We start from the raw sequence: 19,962 nt of genomic DNA, 5'->3' as shown, positions 1-19,962 counted from the left end.
CCGGTCGGGCGGGCCAGACGACGCTGCGCCACCACGAGGGACTGACCAGACCATGACGACTGAGCAGGCACACCGAGACCACCCGGAGCTGCACGGAACGGCCGACGACGCCCATGCGGTCGCCGTCATCGGACTCGCCTGTCGGCTGCCGCAGGCGCCGGACCCACAGGCCTTCTGGCATCTGCTGCGGGCAGGCCGCAACGCCGTGATCGACACCCCCGCGGACCGGTGGCGGATCACCGGCGGGGCGGACGCGCCCGCCGTGCCGCGTCACGGCGGCTTCCTCGATCAGGTGGACACGTTCGACGCCGCCTTCTTCGACCTCTCCCCCGCCCAGGCGGTCGCGATGGACCCGCAGCAGCGGCTGGCCCTGGAGCTCGGCTGGGAGGCCCTGGAGGACGCCCGGATCGTCCCCAGCCGGCTGCACGGCAGCGCTACCGGCGTGTTCGTCGGCGCCACCGCGGGCGACTACGCGACAGTGGCCGACCGGTCCGGGCTCGACGGGATCAGCCGCCACACCCTGACCGGGCTCAACCGCAGCATCATCGCCAACCGGATCTCACGCCATCTCGGACTGCGCGGGCCCAGCCTGGTGATCGACACCGGTCAGTCCTCGGCGCTGGTCGCGGTGCACGCCGCGGTCGAGGCGCTGCGCCGCGGTGAGGCCGACCTGGCGCTGGCCGGCGGAGTGAGCCTGGCTCTCACCGCGGAGAGCAGCATCGCCGCCGCCCGGTTCGGGGCGCTCTCCCCGGACGGGCGCTGCTTCACCTTCGACGCACGGGCGAACGGTTACGTCCGGGGGGAGGGCGGCGGGCTCGTCGTACTGCGTCCGCTGCAGGCCGCACGGGCCGCCGGGGACACGATCTACTGCGTGATCCACGGCGGCGCCGTGACCCACGACGGCGCGACGGAGGGTCTGACAGTCCCCGGCGTCGACGGGCAGCAGGCGGCGCTGCGGGCGGCCTACCACCGGGCGGGGCTCGACCCGGGCGTCGTCTCCTACGTCGAGCTGCACGGCACCGGCACGCCGACGGGCGACCCGGTAGAGGCCATGGCGCTGGGCGCCGTGATCGGCCGAGCCCGACCGGCCGGTTCCCCGCTGCTGGTCGGCTCGGCCAAGACCAACATCGGTCACCTCGAAGGAGCCGCCGGCGTTGTCGGGCTGCTCAAGGTGGCCCTGAGCCTGAGGCACGCAGAGATACCACCGAGCCTGAACTTCACCCAGCCCCATCCGGACATCGCCTTCGACGAGCTGAACCTCCAGGTGCAGACCGAGCTCATCGCCTGGCCCGGCCCCGCGCACGCCCGGGTCGCCGGGGTCAGCTCGGTCGGCATGGGCGGCACGAACTGCCATCTGGTCGTCTCCGCCGCGCCGACGCCGTCCGCCGCGGACAACGCCAGCCCGACCGCCGACGATCCCGACCCGGCCGTCGCAGCCGACTCGGCCCGGCAGAACGAGGGCGACCGTGGCGGCCCGCTGCTTCCCTGGGTGCTCAGCGGTCGCGGACCGGGCGCGTTGGCGGCCGTGAGCCGCCGGCTGGTAGCCCAGCTCGACGACCGCCCGAGCCTCGACCCCGTCGATGTCGGGCTGGCGTTGGTCACCACCCGGACCGTCTTCGAGGACCGCGCGATCGTGCTGGGCCGCGACGCCGACGAGCTGAGGGGGGGCCTGGCTGCCCTGGCGGCGGACCAGGATGCGGCGAACGTCGTACGCGGCACCGCGCGTCGCGCGCCGGACGGCGGAAGGGGCCGGCTGGCAGTTCTGTTCTCCGGTCAGGGCAGCCAGCGGGTCGGCGCCGGCCGTGAGCTCCACGCCGCCTTCCCGACCTTCGCCGACGCCTTCGACGAGGCCTGTGGGCAGCTGGATCCCCATCTGGACCGCCCACTGCGCACCCTGGCCTTCGAGGGGCCGCCCGACCTGCTCGACCGCACCGGCTACACGCAACCAGCGCTGTTCGCCCTCGAGGTGGCGTTGTACCGCCTGCTGGAGCACTGGGGGGTGCGTCCCGATCTACTGCTCGGGCATTCCGTGGGGGAGCTGGCCGCCGCGCATGTCGCGGGCGCGCTCTCACTGCGCGATGCCGCGGCGCTGGTGGCCGCCCGGGGCAACCTGATGCAGGCGTTGCCGGCGGGCGGTGCGATGGCCGCGCTGGAGGCCACGGAGGAGGAGGTCCACCCGCTGCTGTCGGACCGGGTCGACCTCGGCGCCGTCAACGGGCCACGGGCACTGGTGGTGTCCGGCGACGACGCCGAGGTGACGGCGCTGGCCGAGCACTTTCGCGCGTTGGGCCGGCGTACCTCGCGGCTCGCGGTCAGTCACGCGTTCCACAGCCCGCGGATGGAACCGATGCTGGCGCAGTTCCGCCGGATCGCGCAGGGGTTGTCGTACTCGACCGCGACGACGCCCGTCATCTCCAATCTCACCGGTGGCCTGGCCGGACCGGAGTCGTTCGACGCCAACCACTGGGTGACGCACGTGCGTGCGCCCGTCCGGTTCGGCGCGGGCGTGCGCACGCTCGCCGACCTCGGCGTGACGACGTACCTCGAACTCGGGCCCAGTGCCGTGTTGACCGCGTTGGCCCGCGACGTGCTGCGGGGCGAGTCGGCCGAACGTGGCGGGGCGCCCTCGACCGCGGCCGGTGCACCGATGTCGCCCGACGACGGGGCGGTGCTGGTGGCGGCCCTGCGCCGGGGCCGCCCGGAGGTCGACTCCGTGATGGCCGCGGCGGCCGGCGCGTTCGCCCACGGCGGCGACGTCGACTGGTCGGCGGTCCTGGGCCGGCGCACCGGCCGCACCGTCGCACTGCCCACCTACCCGTTCCAACGCCGGCGGTACTGGCTCGATGCCGCGCCGCCCGCCCAGCTCCCCGCCACGGACACGAACACGGCCGGCGACACGCACACCGGCCGCGTGGACGGTACCGAAAAGCACACCGACCGTGCCCCCGTCGGTTCCGGCCCCACCGGTCAGGGTGGGGCCGGTGCCAGTGCCTGGGCCGAGAGCCTCACCGGGCTGGCCAAGCCCGAACGTGAGCGTCGGCTGCTGGATCTCGTTCTGACCACGGTCGCGATCGTGCAGGGCCACGTCGGCACCGAGGGGATCGATGCCCGACGGACCTTCCGCGAGCTCGGCTTCGACTCGTTGGGCGTCGTCGAGCTGCGCGATCGACTGAGCCGGACGACCGGACTGCGGCTGGCCACCGGGGTCACTTTCAGCCATCCGACACCGGCGGCGCTGGCGGGACATCTGCTTGCCGGGCTGGCACCGGTCGGCGCCCTCGGCCCCGCGGCCGGAACGGACCCACACGGGGACACCTCGGGTGTCCCCGGCAGGGCGGCTGGTCTCGACGAGCCGATCGCCATCGTGGGTATGGCCTGCCGGTACCCGGGCGGCGTCATGTCACCGGCACAGCTGTGGCAGCTCGTCATCTCCGGCACGGACGCCATCTCCGCGTTCCCGAGCGACCGCGGCTGGGACACCGAGACCCTGTTCGACGCCGACCCGGACCGGCCAGGCAGCTCCTACGTGCGCACCGGCGGGTTCCTGCACGACGCCGGCGAGTTCGACGCCGCCTTCTTCGGCATCGGCCCACGCGAGGCCGCGGCGATGGATCCCCAGCAACGGCTTCTGCTGGAAACGTCGTGGGAAGCGGTGGAACAGGCCGGCATCGACCCGCAGTCGCTGCGCGGAACCCGCACCGGGGTCTTCGTGGGCGGCTCAGCCCAGGACTACGGCCCGCGCCTGCACGAGCCGGCCGACGGTGCCGACGGATACCTGCTCACCGGGGGCGCCGCCAGTGTGGCCTCCGGCCGGGTCGCATACGCACTGGGGTTGGAGGGCCCGGCGGTCACCGTCGACACGGCGTGCTCGTCCTCGCTTGTCGCGCTGCACCTGGCCGGCCAGGCGCTACGCCTGCGCGAATGCGAGCTGGCTCTCGCCGGGGGTGTCACCGTGATGGCGAGTCCGGGCATGTTCGTCGAGTTCAGCCGACAGCGCGGGCTGGCCCCGGACGGCCGTTGCAAGCCGTTCGCCGCGGCGGCCGACGGCACCGCCTGGGCCGAGGGCGTCGGCCTCCTGCTCCTGGAACGGCTCTCGGACGCCCGTCGTCGCGGGCATCCGGTGCTCGCCGTCCTACGCGGTTCGGCGGTGAACCAGGACGGGGCGAGTAACGGGCTCACCGCCCCCAACGGATCGTCGCAGGAGCGGGTGATCCGCGCGGCGCTGGCGAGTTCGGGCCTGCACCCCCGGGACGTGGCCGTCGTCGAGGCGCACGGAACGGGAACCGCCCTGGGCGACCCGATCGAGGCCGAGGCGATCCTTGCCACCTACGGGCGGGACCGCGGTGCGCGTGGGCCGCTTCTGCTGGGCTCCCTGAAGTCGAACATCGGCCACACCCAGGCGGCGGCCGGTGTCGGCGGCGTGATCAAGATGGTGTTGGCCATGCGACACGGCGTCCTGCCGGCCACGCTGCACGTGGATGCGCCCTCCCCGCACGTCGACTGGTCGGCCGGAGAGGCGCAGCTGCTGACCAGATCCACCGTCTGGCCGGCGGGTGCCGGGCCGCGCCGCGCCGGTGTGTCGTCCTTCGGGATCAGCGGCACCAACGCCCATGTGATCATCGAAGCGGTTCCCTCGCCGCCGGCCGGTGCGGAGGAACCACCGGTGGCCGCGGAGCCGGCGCTGGTGTGGCCGCTGTCCGCCCGCAGCGACGCGGCGCTGCGGGCGCAGGCTCGCCGCCTGCACACGGCCGTGTCCGAAGCCGGCGGTGGGCGGCCCGGGGCCGACCCGGAAGCACCGGCCGATGCCAGCGCCCGGCTCCAGGACATCGGTTTCTCGCTGGGGGTCGGGCGAGCCGCCCTGGAACGACGGGCCGCGGTGACCGCGAGCAGCACCGCGCAGCTGCTCGCCGGGCTGGACGCACTCGCCCGCGGCGTGGACCATGCGGCCCTCATCCGCGGCGATGCCCGGTCCACTGCCGGTCGCGGTGTGCCGACCGCCTTCCTGTTCGGCGGGCAGGGCGGGCAGCGAGCCCGGATGGGAGCGCAGCTGCGCCAGACGTGGCCCGCGTTCGCCGCAGCGTACGACGAGGTCATCCACGAACTCGACCAGCACCTGGCCGGGCTCGACCGACCGCTGGCCCAGGTCCTCACCGCCGCCCCCGGCTCCCCCACGGCCGAGCTGCTCGACCACACCGTCTACACCCAACCGGGACTGTTCGCGCTGGAGGTGGCGCTGTTCCGGCTCGTCACCTCGGTCGGGATCGTCCCCGACTTCCTGGTCGGCCACTCCATCGGTGAGCTGGCGGCGGCCCACGTCGCCGGAGTGCTCTCCCTGCCCGACGCGGCCGCGCTGGTCGCGGCACGCGGCCGGCTCATGCAGACAGCCCGGCCCGGCGGGGCCATGATCGCGGTTTCCGCCGACCCGGACGAGGTGCACGCACGCCTGGCGGAGCAGGACGGGCAGCTCGCCGTGGCTGCGGTGAACGGACCGCGCTCGGTTGTGATCTCCGGGGACGCGGATGCGGCCGAACGGGTCGCCGACCGCTTTCGGCAGCAGGGGAGGCGGACCCGACGGCTGCGGGTCAGCCATGCCTTCCACTCCCCGCACATGGATGACGTCCTGGCCGAGTTCCGTGAGATCGCGCAGGGTCTGAACTTCGCGCCGCCACGGATCCCGCTGGTCTCGACCGTGACCGGCGAGATCGCCACGGCCGATCAGCTCGCCGCCCCCGACTACTGGACCAGCCAGCTACGCGGCACCGTGCGCTTCCACGACGGCATCCGCACGCTCTCCGCCCGTGGCGTCACCACCTTCGTCGAACTGGGGCCGGACGCCACGTTGTCCGCGATGGCCCGCGAGTCCCTCGACGAGCCGAGCGCGACCACCTCCGCGGTACTGGTGCCGCTGCTGCGGGCGGACCGGCCCGAATCCGGCACGCTCACCGCGGCTCTGGGCACCCTGTGGGCGCACAGCGTGGCGCCGCGCTGGGAGGCCGTCTATCCCGGCGCGCGCCGGGTCGACCTGCCGACCTACGCCTTCCAGCGCAGCCGCTACTGGCTCACCGCCGGACGCGCGGTCGCCACCGGGCCCGACCGGTGGGGACATCCGCTGCTCCACAGCAGGGTCGAACTGGCCGACAGCGATGCGGTCGTGTTCACCGGGCGGCTGTCGCAGGCGGCGCATCCCTGGCTGAGCGATCACACCATCGACGGACGGGTGCTGCTGCCCGGCACCGCCTTCCTGGAACTGGCGGTCACTGCTGGTAGCCAGGTCGGCACGCCACATCTCGCGGAACTGACACTCACGTCTGCGCTGTCCGTGCCCCGAACGGGCTCGGTACAGATACAGGTCGTCGTGGGTGGCCCGGACGAGTCCGGGCAGCGGGCGCTGACCGTTCATGCCCGAGCGGACGACCCGGGTTCAGGCGACGCGGCGACCGACGGCGCGGCCCCAGGCTGGACGAAACACGCCTCGGGCACCCTGGCCGCCGACCCGTTCGATGCTGCCACGCGTCCGGCCGGCCCGGATCCGGCGGAGTGGCCGCCGCGTGGCGCCGAACCGGTCGAGCTCACCGACGCCTACCGGCAGCTCGCCGCACTCGGTTACGAGTACGGGCCAGCCCTGCACGGCCTGTACCGGCTCTGGCACGACGAAGACCGACTGCACATCGAGACCCGCCTGCCCGACCTGCCGACGCTGAGCTCCGGCGGGTTCGCCCTGCATCCGGCTCTGCTGGACGCCGTGCTGCATCCACTGGTCCAGGCCGTCGCCCCGGCGGCGGTGGCAGCGCACCGGATCAGCCTGCCCTTCATGTGGACCGGGGTGTCGCTGCGCCCGACGGGCTCCAGCCCGGCCACGGCGCACCCCACCGCGCCGACGACTCTGCGCGTGACCGCCACCCGGGTGGGACCGGACACCTTCGCGCTGCTGCTGGCCGACGAGGACGGTGCGTGGCTCGGCTCGATCGACTCGCTCGTCCTGCGACCGGTCGACAGACGCAGAATCGGCCACCTCGGCGACGTCACCGCGGCGCTGCACACCCTGGCCTGGGCCCCAGCGGGGACGCAGCAGGCGCGGGCGGCCACACCACGTGTCGCTGTCCTGACCGAACACCTGCCCGTCGACGGTTTGCCGTCCACGGTCACCGAGGCCGACGTGGTCGTCGTCCCACCGTTGTCCGAGCCGGCCCCGCTGGCACCCGGTCCGGACGCGTCGGCGGACCTGCCGGGCCAGACCAGGCGCGCCGCGCGACGGGCCCTGCGACTGGTGCAGGACTGGCTCGCCGCCAACCTGGGCACCGATCGCCGGCTGGTCTTCCTGACCCGCGGTGCGGTGGCCGCCCGCCCCGGCGAGGGCGTGCTCGACCTGGTGAACGCGCCGGTGTGGGGCCTGGTCCGGGTCGCGCAGTCCGAACATCCCGGCCAGTTCGTCCTCGTCGACGTGGGCGAGGCCGACATCGCTACCTCCCACCCGGACGAGTCAGCGCAGACCGCAGAGCTGGCAGGGCTGGCAGGGCTGGCAGGGCTGGCAGGGCTGGCAGGGCGTGCGCTCGGCGACGAGCCCCAGCTCGCGCTGCGGGACGGCCAGTGGCTGGTGCCGCGTCTGGTCCGGGCGGACCCGGCGTCGGGGGCGTCCCGGCCACCGACCGGCTGGGATCCGGACGGCACGGTCCTGATCACCGGGGGGACCAGCGGTCTCGGCGCGCTGCTCGCCCGGCATGTGGTCGCCACCCGCGGTGTCCGCCGGCTGCTGTTGGCCAGCCGGCGCGGGCCGCACACCCCGGGCGTGGACGATCTGGTCGCCGAGCTCGCCGGGCAGGGTGCGCAGATCACCGTCGCCGCCGTCGACGCGGCCGACCGCCAGCAGCTCGCAGCCCTGCTCGCCACGGTTCCCGCGGACCGTCCGCTCACCGCGGTGATCCATGCCGCCGGGGTTCTCGACGACGCCACCCTCACCGCGCTGCGTCCCGCCCAGCTTGACGCCGTGCTGCGCCCCAAGCTTGACGCCGCCTGGAACCTGCACGAACTCACCCGTGGGTATCCGCTCGCCGACCTCGTCCTGTTCTCCTCGATCTCGGGGCTCATCGGGACCGCCGGCCAGGCGAACTACGCCGCGGCCAACACCTTCCTGGACGCACTCGCGGCCCATCGGCGCGCGGCGGCGCAACCCGCGGTCGCGCTGGCCTGGGGCCTGTGGGACAGCGCCGCCGGGGGCATGGCCACCGGTCTCACCGCCGCCGACGTGGCGCGGTGGCGACGGGCTGGCGTCGCACCGATCCCGGGCGAACTGGGCACCGAGCTGTTCGACGCGGCGCTGGCGCACGGCGACGCGCTGGTCGTGCCAGCCCGGCTCACACCAGGGGTGATCGACGGCGAACCGGCCGCCGTCCTGCGCGGCCTCGTGACGGCCGCCGCTCCCCGTCCCCGGGCGACACACACCACGGACACCCCCACGGCCGGCCTCGCCGGCATTCTCGCCCGACCCGCGCACGAACGAACCCGGGCCTTCCTGGATCTTGTCATCACCACCGCGGCCGTGGTGCTGGGGCATGCGCCGGATGCCGCGCTCGATCCCGACGCGTCCTTCCGCGATCTCGGGTTCGACTCTCTCGCCGGCGTCGAGCTGCGCAACCGCCTGGCCCGGGTGACCGGTCTGCCGGTACCGGCGACCGCGGTGTTCGACCACCCGTCCGCCAGCACCCTGGCCGACTATCTGCACACCCTGCTCCCGAACGCGGCCGGGGCAACCCGCCAGCGGGCACCGGGTGGCGCGCGCACCGCCCGAGCGCGGACCGGGGCGGACGACCCGATCGCGATCGTCGCGCTGGCCTGCCGGTACCCGGGTGACGTCCGCTCCCCCGATGACCTGTGGCGCCTGGTCGCCACGGGTACCGATGCCGTCAGCGGCTTTCCGACCAACCGGGGCTGGGATCTGGCGGCCCTCTACCATCCCGATCCCGACCATCCCGGCACCAGCTACACCCGGTACGGCGGCTTCCTGCACGACGCCGACCAGTTCGACCGCGAGTTCTTCGGCATCTCGCCGCGGGAGGCGCTGGCCACCGATCCGCAGCAGCGGCTGCTGCTGGAAGTGGCCTGGGAGGCGTTCGAACGGGCCGGTATCGACCCCGCGGACCTGCGTGGCTCCCGCACCGGTGTCTTCGCCGGCGTCATGTACGACGACTACGCCGCCCGGCTGCCAGCAGTTCCGGACGACGTCCAGGGCTTCCTGCTCACCGGCAACACCTCCAGTGTGGTCTCCGGCCGTCTGGCCTACACCTACGGTCTGGAGGGACCGGCGGTCACCGTCGACACCGCCTGCTCGTCCTCCCTGGTGGCGCTGCACCTGGCAGCGGCGGCGCTGCGTAACGGCGAGTGCGATCTGGCACTGGCCGGCGGGGTCACCGTGATGGCCGGACCGTCGACCTTCGTCGAGTTCAGCCGCCAGCGTGGCCTGTCCGCGGACGGCCGCTGCCGATCGTTCGCGACCGCGGCCGACGGCACCGGATGGAGCGAGGGTGTCGGGCTGCTGCTCGTCGAGCGCCTTTCGGACGCCCGGCGCAACGGCCATCCCGTGCTCGCGCTGCTGCGCGGCTCGGCCGTCAACTCGGACGGCGCCAGCAACGGGCTGACCGCACCGAACGGTCCCGCCCAGGAACGCGTCATCCGGGCCGCGCTGGAGGGCGCGGGTCTGACTCCGGCCGACGTCGACGCGGTCGAGGGACATGGCACCGGGACGTCGCTCGGGGACCCGATCGAGGCCCAGGCCCTGCTCGCCACCTACGGACGGGACCGGCCGGCACAAAGCCCCTGCTGGCTGGGTTCGCTGAAGTCCAACATCGGGCACACCCAGGCCGCGGCCGGCGTCGGCGGCATCATCAAGATGATCGAGGCGATGCGGCACGGCGAGCTGCCCCGCACGTTGCACGTTGACACGCCGAACGAGCACGTCGACTGGGCCTTGGGCGGCGTACGGCTGCTCACCGAGCCTGTTGCCTGGTCGCACCCGGGCGGACGGCCACGACGGGCGGCGGTGTCGTCCTTCGGCATCAGCGGCACCAACGCGCACGTGATCCTCGAACAGGCGCCGCCGGAGCGGACCGACCCTGACCCGGCCGGTTCGGACGCCGGCGGGAAGGCGGCGACCACGACGCCCGCGACCACCCCGGCTGTGTGGGTCGTCTCGGCCCGCGACGACGTCACGCTCAGCGCCCAGGCCCGCCAGCTACGCCAGCACGTCAGCGAGCAGCCCGATCTGGACCCACGCGACATCGCCGTCTCCCTCGCGACGACCCGCGCCCGACTCGACCGCACCGCGGTCGTTCTCGGCCCGGACATCCCTGCTCTGCTCACCGGCCTGACCGCCCTGGAGCGCGGTGAACAGCACCCCCAGGTGACGATCGAGACCACGGTCCGCCATGCCCGGACCGCGGTGTTGTTCTCCGGGCAGGGTTCGCAGCGGGCCGGCGCTGGTCAGGAGCTCTACCGCGACGAACCGGTCTTTCGCGCGGCGCTGCGGGAGGCCGTCGCACAGCTCGACCCCCTGCTCGCCGCGTCGCCGGCCGACGCGAACCTGGTCGGACGATCGCTGCTCGACGTGCTGTTCGCCTCACCCGGCAGCCCGACCGCGGCGCTGCTGGACCAGACCGAGGTGACGCAGCCGGCGCTGTTCGCTCTGCAGATCGCGCTGTTCCGGCTGGCCGAGCACCGCGGGTTCGTCCCCGACTTCGTTGCCGGCCACTCGATCGGCGAACTGACCGCCGCGCACGCGGTCGGCGTGCTGTCCCTGGCGGACGCCGCCACGTTGGTCGTCCACCGTGGGCGGCTCATGCAGGCCGCCGGCGCCGGCGGAGCGATGATCGCCCTGGCGGCCACCGAGAAGGAGGTGATCGACTCGCTCGCCGGCCAGCAGGCAACGGTCTCGATCGCGGCGGTGAACGGCCCGACAGCCGTGGTGATCTCCGGGGATGCTGCCGCGACGGTCGCGGTCGCCGAGGGCTGGCGGGCCCGCGGCCGACACGTGCGCCGGCTGCGGGTCAGCCATGCCTTCCACTCCCCGCACCTGGACGTGGTTCTCGACGAGCTGCGTGCCGTGGCGTCCTCGTTGACGTTCCACCCGCCGCGCATTCCACTGGTGTCCACCGCGACCGGGCGCGTGGCCGACGCCGAGCTGCTGCGCTCACCGGACTACTGGACGGGCCAGGCCCGCGGCACCGTCCGTTTCCTCGACGCCGTCCGGTACCTGGAATCCCAGGGTGTTTCCGGGTTCCTGGAGGTCGGCCCGGGCGCGGTGCTCACCGCCATGGTGGACGACTTCGGAGGTTCCCCGGTCCGCGTCCCTGTCCCAATGCTGCGGGCGGGGCGCCCGGAGACCGAGACCGCGCTGGCCGCCCTGGCCCGCCTGTACGCCCACGGCGGCACGCTCGACTGGGCGCGGACCCTGCCCACCGCCCGCCGCCTGGCGCTGCCGACCTACCCGTTCCAACGCGGCCGCTACTGGCTCGAGGCCGCCCCGGCCAGGACACAGGCGGGTCTGCTCGGCCTGCGCGCCACCCGGCACCCGCTGCTCGGCGCGGTCGTGGAGCTACCGGACGACGCGGGAGTGGTGCTCACCGGGGTGCTCTCCCGCACCGCCCTGCCCTGGCTGGGCGACCATGCCGTGGACGGCCGACCGGTGCTGCCCGGTGCCGCGCTGGTCGACCTGGCCCTGCGAGCCGCCAAGCACGTCGGCGCGGACACGCTCCGGGAGCTCACCCTGGACCGTCCATTGCCGCTCCCCGACCAGGCGGAGATCCACATCCAGGTGACGGTCGGTGTCCTGGACTCGGACGGCAGCCGTCCGGTCGCCATCCACTCCAGCCTGCCCGCGGACGAACGGCCGACCTGGACCCGGCACGCGGTCGGAGCACTCGTCGCGTCCGGCAGCGACGGCGACGGCGACGGCGGGTCGAACGTGGAGGGTCTCGCCGCGTGGCCGCCGGCCACCGCCACGGAGATCCCCCTTGACGCTGCCTACGACCTGATGGCCGCACATGGCTATGACTACGGCCCGGCCTTTCAGGGCCTGCGGCGGCTGTGGCGCGACGGTGCCACCAGCCACTGCCTGGTGGCACCGTCCCCGCCCGAGACGGACTTCGGCATTCACCCAGCGCTGCTCGACGCGGCGCTGCATCCTCTCGCGCTCCAGACCGCCACGACACACCGGGACGCCGCAGCCCACAGCGAGGACGCGACCGGCCCCCACGTCCCCGGCACGCCCGTTTCCGACAGGTCCGTCCCCGATACGTCCAACGCCGCTGACACGCTGCGGGTGCCATGGCGCTGGGAGGGGGTGCGGCTGCGTACCGGTGCCAGGACCGGCACGCGGGTACGGATCGTGCCCACCGCACCGGACACGGTGGCGTTGACCATCAGCGACGACCACGGGACACCGGTCATGACGGTGGACGCCCTCACCCTCGCCACCGTCAGCCGCAGCCGGTTCGCGGCCACCGCGGACACCGACTCACTGTTCGTCCTGGACTGGACGCCGGTTCCGGGCGTCCCGGTGGGCATCCCGGCGAACTGGACAGTGCTCGATCTCGGCCTCGAGAGCACCGACACCACCGACGCCGCGACGGCGGCACGGCACCGCACGCACACCGCTCTGCGCGCTGTCCAGGACTGGCTGAGCGCGCAGCCGAGCGCCGACGACCGGCTGGTGGTGGTGACACACGGCGCCGTGGCTGTGACGGCCAACGACGGCGCGCCTCGGCCGGACGCGGCGGCGGTCTGGGGGCTCGTCCGCAGCGCGCAGACCGAGCACCCCGACCGGCTCATCCTCGTCGACGTCGAGGCCGACGCCGACCCGCCCACGGCGCTGCCAGCCGGCGAGTCGCAGCTCGCGCTGCGTGCGGCGGGCGGGTTCACACCCAGGCTGGTCCGGACGGCAGCGCGGCCGGGCGCCGGCATCGACACCGCGGCCGGCGAGCCGGCCGGCAGCACGACACCGGTGGGTACCGGGACGGTTCTCGTCACCGGTGCGACCGGCCTGATCGGCGGGCTCGTCGCCCGGCGGCTGGTGACCGCGCACGGCGCCCGCCGGCTGCTGCTGGTCAGCCGACGCGGGCCGGCCGCCGCCGGTGCGCCGGAACTGGCCGCCGAGCTGCGCGCGCTCGGGGCCGAAGTCGACCTCGCCGCCTGTGACGTGGCCGACCGCGACGCGCTGCGGGCGCTGCTCGCCAGTCTGCCGCCGCAGCACCCGCTGACCGCCATCGTGCACGCGGCGGGTGTACTTGACGACGGGATCGTCACCTCGCTCACCCCGGAACGTCTGGACGCCGTACTGGCGCCCAAGTCGGACGCGGCCTGGAACCTGCACGAGCTCACCGCCGACCTGGATCTCGCTTCCTTTGTGCTGTTTTCCTCGGTGACCGGGACGCTCGGCACGGCCGGGCAGGCGAACTACGCTGCCGCGAACGCCTTCCTCGACGCCCTGGCCCAGCACCGCCATGCCCGCGGGCTGCCCGCGGTCTCCCTGGCCTGGGGACTGTGGGGTGGCACAACCGGCCTGGGTGCCGAGCTGGCGCGCGCCGATCTCGCCCGCATGGCCCGCATGGGCATCGTCCCCATGGACGACGAGGAGGGCCTGCGTCTGTTCGACGCGGCAGTCAGCGGAGACCACCCGGTCGTCGTCGCAGCCCGTATCGAGCTTGCCGGTCGGCCGGCCGAGTCGGTTCCACCGCCGCTGCGTGACCTGGCCAGCGGCCCGCGACGCACCGGTAGCGCCGGCTCCCGTCCGCGCGAACAGGCCGGTGGCCTGGCCCAGCAGCTCGCCGGTCTGACGAACGACGTAGAACGACGCGACGCCGTCGCCGACCTCGTCCAGCGAACCGTCGCCACGGTGCTCGGCTACCAGGCCGGCGAAACGCTCGACACCGCTCGTGCGTTCACCGAGCTCGGTTTCGACTCGCTCACCGCGGTCGAACTGCGTAACCGGCTGATCGCGGCCACCGGACTCCCGCTGCCGAGCACTTTGGTCTTCGACCATCCGACCCCGACCGCCCTCGCCGACCATCTGTTCACCGATCACTTCGCCACGCTCGTCGCGCTCGCCACGGATGGGGCCGGCGCCAGTGATGCGGGCAGGCCCGGCGGCTCCGGCCCGGTTCCCGCGGCCGGAGGACCGTCCGGCCGGGGCATCGCCGCGGACACGCAGGGGACATCCGACGACGACCAGATCGTGATCGTCGGCATGTCCTGCCGCCTTCCCGGCGGCGTGCACAGTCCGGACGACCTGTGGCGGCTGCTGCTCGACGGCACGGACGCCGTGACCGGTTTCCCCACCGACCGCGGCTGGGACCTGGACCGCCTCTACCATCCGGAGCCGGACCATCCCGGGACCAGCTACACCCGGCATGGCGGCTTCCTGCACGACGCCGGCGACTTCGACCCCGAGTTCTTCGGGATCTCCCCCCGGGAGGCGCTGGCCATCGACCCCCAACAGCGCATTCTGCTCGAGGCGGCGTGGGAGGCGCTCGAAGCGGCCGGGATCGACCCCACCAGCCTCGCCGGCACCTCCACCGGTGTCTTCGCCGGTGTCATGTACGACGACTACGGGGCCCGGCTGCACCAGTCGGCGACCGCGCCAGCGGGGTTCGAGGGTTATCTGGTCAGCGGGAGCGCGGGCAGCGTCGCCTCGGGCCGGATCGCCTACACCCTCGGGCTGGAGGGGCCCGCCGTGACCGTTGACACCGCCTGCTCCTCCTCGCTCGTCGCGCTCCACCTCGCCGCGCAGGCCCTGCGCTCCGGCGAGTGCACGCTCGCACTCGCCGGCGGCGCCACCGTGATGGCGAGCCCGGCGACGTTCGTCGAGTTCAGCCGACAGCGCGGACTGGCGCCCGACGGCCGCTGCAAGCCGTTCTCCGCCGACGCGGATGGAACCGCCTGGGCCGAGGGGGCCGGTGTCCTGCTGTTGGAGCGACTCGCCGACGCCCGCCGCCACGGCCATCGGGTTCTGGCCGTCGTCCGGGGCAGCGCTGTCAACTCCGACGGGGCGTCCAACGGGCTGACCGCGCCCAACGGCCCCGCCCAGCAGCGCGTCATCCGGGCGGCCCTGGCCAGCGCGGGGCTTACCTCCGCCGACGTGGACGTCGTCGAGGCCCATGGCACCGGCACCACCCTCGGTGACCCCATCGAGGCCCACGCGTTGCTGGCGACCTACGGCCAGGCACGCCGGTATCCCCTCCAGCTCGGGTCGTTGAAGTCCAACATCGGGCACACCCAGGCCGCCGCCGGTGCCGCCGGAATCATCAAGATGATTCTCGCGCTTCGCACCGGCGTTCTGCCGGCGACCCTGCATGCGGCCACCCCGACGCCGCATGTCGACTGGAGCCCGGGCACCGTCACCCTGACGACAGAGACGACCGCCTGGCCCGCCACCGGCCGCCCCCGCCGTGCCGCCGTCTCCTCCTTCGGGATCAGCGGGACCAACGCCCACGTCATCCTCGAGCAGCCCCCGGCCGCCGGCCCCGGCCCGAGAACCGGCGCTGCCCACGCCGTCCCGACCGACGAAGCGAGCCCGGTTCCGGTGCCGTGGGTGCTCTCCGGCGCGACGGCGCCAGCGGTCCGCGCCCAGGCCGACCAGCTCACCGCCTTCCTGACCCAGCACCCCGACGCCGGCCTGCACGACGTGGGTCTGGCGCTGGCAACCGGCCGGGCGAGACTCACCCACCGGGCGGTTGTCGTCGCCGCCGACCGGGCCGAGGCGCTCACCGCACTCGCCGCGCTTGCCGCCGATCAGCCCCATCCAGGTGTCGTCCGCGCGGTCGCCGCAGCACCGGGACGCACGGCTTTCCTCTTCTCCGGACAGGGCAGCCAGCGTCTCGGCATGGGCCGCCAGCTACACCGCCACCACCCGGTCTTCGCCGCCGCCTGGGACGAGACCGCCGACCTGCTCAGTGCGCATCTCGGCCGGCATCTGACCGACGCCGTGTTCGCCCCCGGCGACAGCGGGCCGACGGACCAGGCCGCCGCGGCGCTGGACGACACCGCGTTCGCCCAGCCGGCCCTGTTCGCCTTCGAAGTGGCGCTACACCGGCTGCTGAGCTCCTTCGGCCTGACACCGGACCAGCTCGCCGGCCACTCGGTGGGGGAGATCGCCGCGGCCCATGTCGCCGGTGTCCTCACGCTCGCCGACGCCTGCGCCCTGGTGGCCGCACGCGGCCAGCTGATGAGCCGGCTCGCCCCGGGGGGCACGATGCTGGCCCTTGAGGCGTCCGAGGAGCAGGTACTGGACGTGCTCGCCGGTCTCGACGGGGTCAGCGAGCACGTCGGGATCGCCGCGGTCAACGGCCCGACCGCCACGGTCGTCTCCGGCGCCCGCCCGGCGGTCGAGGCCGTGACCGCGGTCTTCGCGGCACGTGGCGTGCGGACGCGGCGGCTGCGCGTGAGCCACGCCTTCCACTCGCCTCTGATGGAGCCGATGCTGGCCGAGTTCGGCCGGATCGCGGCCGGGCTCACCTACCACGAGCCGCGGATCCCGGTCGTCTCCACCGTCACCGGAGCGTCCGCTACCGGAACCGATCTGCGCTCGCCCGAGTACTGGGTTCGGCACGCGCGCCACGCCGTCCGATTCGCCGACGCGGTTCGCGCGTTGCGAGCCCGGGGCGTCATGCGCTTTCTGGAGCTGGGTCCAGACGCCGTGCTCACCCCGATGGCGGACGCCGTCCTTACCGCGGACGACCCGGCCCGGGCCAACGGAGAGTCCGGGGTCAGCACCGCGGCGGGTGTCGGGCCTGGTTCGGCCACGGCTCCCGCGCTCATCGCGGTGCAGCGGCGCGACCGCTCGGAGCCACGCGCGCTGGCCACCGCCATCGCCGAGTCGTACGCATACGGCGCCTCCGTCAACTGGCCCGCGGTGTTCACCGCCGCCCACGCGCAACGGCCAGCGCTACCGACCTATCCGTTCCAGCGACGCCGATACTGGCTGGACCCGGTCCGTCCGCTGACCGACGTCGACGCCGCTGGCCAGCGGGCGGCCGCACATCCACTGCTGTCCGCCGAGATCGACCTGCCCGACAGCGGCGGGGTGGTCTTCACCGGCACGCTGTCCCCCCAGGAGCAGGGCTGGCTGGCGGACCACACCCTGGCCGGTGTGGTCGTACTACCCGGCACCGCCCTGGTGGAACTCGTCCTGTACACCGGCAGTCGCACCGGCCTCGACCACCTTGAGGAGCTGGTACTGGCGGAACCGGTGGTCCTGGCCGGGGAGGCACCCGTTCCGTTGCGGGTCGCGGTCAGCGCCGACGACGGCACCGGCCGCCGGACTGTCACCGTGCACACCCACGACGGCGGTGTGGCGGAAGGCTCCTGGCGACTGCATGCCACCGGGGTCCTCGGGTCCAGGCCGACCGGCGACGAAACGTCCGGGGTCAGCCCCGTCCCGTCCGCTGTCGACCTGCCCGCGGACGCGGAGCCGCTCGACCTTGCCGGCCTCTATCCGGACCTCGCGGCCCGGGGGCACGGTTACGGACCGACTTTCCAGGGCCTCACCGCCGCCTGGCGTTCCGGGCCGGACCGGTTCGTCGAGATCTCCCTCGACCCGACCACCGTGCATCCGGACGGTTTCGCCGTCCACCCCGCGCTGCTCGACGCCGTGCTACACGTGCTGCTGGCCGACGTCCGGTCTCGACCCGGGCACCTGCGACTGCCGTTCGCCTGGAACGGAGTGACGCTGGCGCCGACCACGGCCACGACGTTGCGAGCCAGGCTCACCACCCTGGCCTCCGACAACGGAGCAGCCATCAGCAACGGCGGCGGCGACACCCTGCGGATCGTGGTCACCGACCCGACCGGCGCGTTGGTGGCCGAGGTGAGTTCACTGCGCGTCCGGGAGACGACGGCCGACCAGCTCGACGCCGGTGGCCCGCCGCTCTACACGCTTCGCTGGGACCCGCTGCCGGTCGCCTCGGTCGAACCACCCGTGCGGTGGACGGTGCTGGGCGCCGCCCCTCTCGACCTGCCTGGAGCCGACTATCACTGCGATCTGGACACCGTGGGTGAACCCGCAGGTGTCGCCGGCCAGCCAACCGCGCTGGTCGTCCTCGCCAACCTGGCCGGTACAGGCGGCCCGGCGCCCGGGGTCGGCGAACCCGCCGCGGTGGACGTACCGGTCGTGGCGGTCGCACATGCGCAGGCCCGCCGCGCGTTGGATCTCGTCCAACGGTGGCTGGTCGAGGAACGCTTCGACGGTGCGCGGCTCGTTCTCGCCACCCGGGGGGCGGTCGCGGTGACCGGACCGGACGACGTCCGTGATCCGTCCGCGAGCACGGTGTGGGGGCTGGTGCGGACCGCACAGGCGGAGCATCCCGGCCGCTTCGTCCTGCTGGATCTGGACGATCACGGCGCACCGCCCGCGCCGGCCGTGCTCGCCGCGAGGCTGGCCGGCGCGCTGGCCCTGGACGAGCCGCAGCTCGCCCTGCGGGACGGGACTGTCCTGGTGCCACGGCTGGCCCGCGACCGCCCGCCAGCACAGCCGCACGCCGTCACCCCCGGGGCGATCACCACCGGGACCGTCCTGGTCACCGGGGCCACCGGGGCGCTCGGTGGCCCGGTGGCCCGCCATCTGGTGACCGAGCACGGCGTCCGCCACCTGTTGTTGGTCAGCCGGCGGGGCGAGCAGGCCGCGGGAGCCGAGGCGCTGCGAACGGACCTCGCCGACCGCGGCGCCGAGGTCACCTTCGCGGCACTCGACGTGGCGGATGACAACGCCCTCGCCGCGTTGGTGGACGGACTGCCCGCGGACCGTCCACTCACCGGCGTCGTGCACGTCGCGGGTGTCCTCGACGACGGGATGGTCACGGCCCTGTCCCCCGAACGGCTCGACGCGGTGCTGCGACCCAAGGTGGATGCGGCGTGGGCGCTGCACACCGTGACCGCCGACCGCGACCTGTCTCTGTTCGCGGTGTTCTCGTCGATCGCAGGTGTCCTCGGGAATCCGGGGCAGGCGAACTACGCGGCGGCCAACACCTTCCTGGACGCCCTTGCGGCCCACCGGCGCAGCCGGGGCCTCCCGGCGGTCTCGCTGGCCTGGGGTCTGTGGGCGGACAGCGCCGGAATGGCCGGTGGCCTCGACGACGCCCAGCTGCACCGGCTGGCACGTTCCGGTGTTCTGCCGCTGGCCACCGAGGACGCGCTGGGACTGCTCGACGCCGCGCTGGGCGCCGGCGAGTCGCTGGTCATCCCGGCCCGCCTGGACCTGCGGGCGCTGGCGGGCCGGCCCGGCGCGCAGACGCTGGTCCGCGCCTGGGCACCGGCCGCCGTACGCACCGGTCCGGTCGCGCGGCCCGGCACCGGCCGCACGGCCAGCGCGCCCCCGCTGTCCGGCGTGCCCGGACAGCGGGGGGCGGCCGAGCGGATTGCCGCCCTGGCCGAGCCGGCACGCACGAACGCCGTCCGCGAGCTCGTTCGCGGCGAGGTGGCGGCCGTGCTCGGCCACGACTCCCTGTCTGTCGCGGACGACGGGCGCGGACTGCTCGACCTGGGCATCGACTCACTCACCGCAATCGAGCTGCGCAACCGGCTCGCCAACGGGACCGGCCTGCGGCTGACGAGCACGCTGGTCTTCGATCACCCGACCATCGAGGCGCTCGCCGGGCACGTCCGCGACCAGCTGGTGACCGACGCCGCCGCGGACCCGGAGCTTGCCCTGACCCGGTTGGCGGAGATCTCGGCGATTCTGCCGTCGCTCGCAGCCGACCAGCAGCGGCGCACCGCGCTCACGCAGCACCTGCGCTCTCTGCTCGACGCCCTGAACGCCGTTGACGGGAACGGTTCTCCGCCGGACGGTCCCGCGGTTGCGGGTGCGACTGGCGTGGGAGCCGCGGGCGAAGCGGGCGGCGTGGCACCGGCCGCTGATGCCTCGGACGACGAGTTCTTCGACTTCATCGACAACGCGCTCGGAACCGCATGAACCCATCCTCG

Annotated in this window: 1 protein-coding gene; it reads left to right on the top strand. The window is 73.9% G+C overall.

Going from position 1 to position 19,962, the window contains the following annotated elements; genetic code table 11:
• Positions 1-52: 52 nt before the first annotated feature.
• A complete protein-coding gene (locus MXD59_RS20095) occupies positions 53-19,951 on the top strand; it encodes a type I polyketide synthase (RefSeq protein WP_248826192.1) in 19,899 nt (6,632 codons plus the stop codon).
• Positions 19,952-19,962: the final 11 nt, after the last annotated feature.

The organism is Frankia umida (assembly GCF_023242945.1).
Classification (GTDB): Bacteria; Actinomycetota; Actinomycetes; order Frankiales; family Frankiaceae; genus Frankia; species Frankia umida.
This window is presented reverse-complemented; position numbering and strand designations above follow the sequence as displayed.

Bases quoted from the DNA above. Each gene is read 5' to 3' on its own strand.
- MXD59_RS20095 (WP_248826192.1), top strand. From the start codon at position 53: ATGACGACTGAGCAGGCACACCGAGACCACCCGGAGCTGCACGGAACG.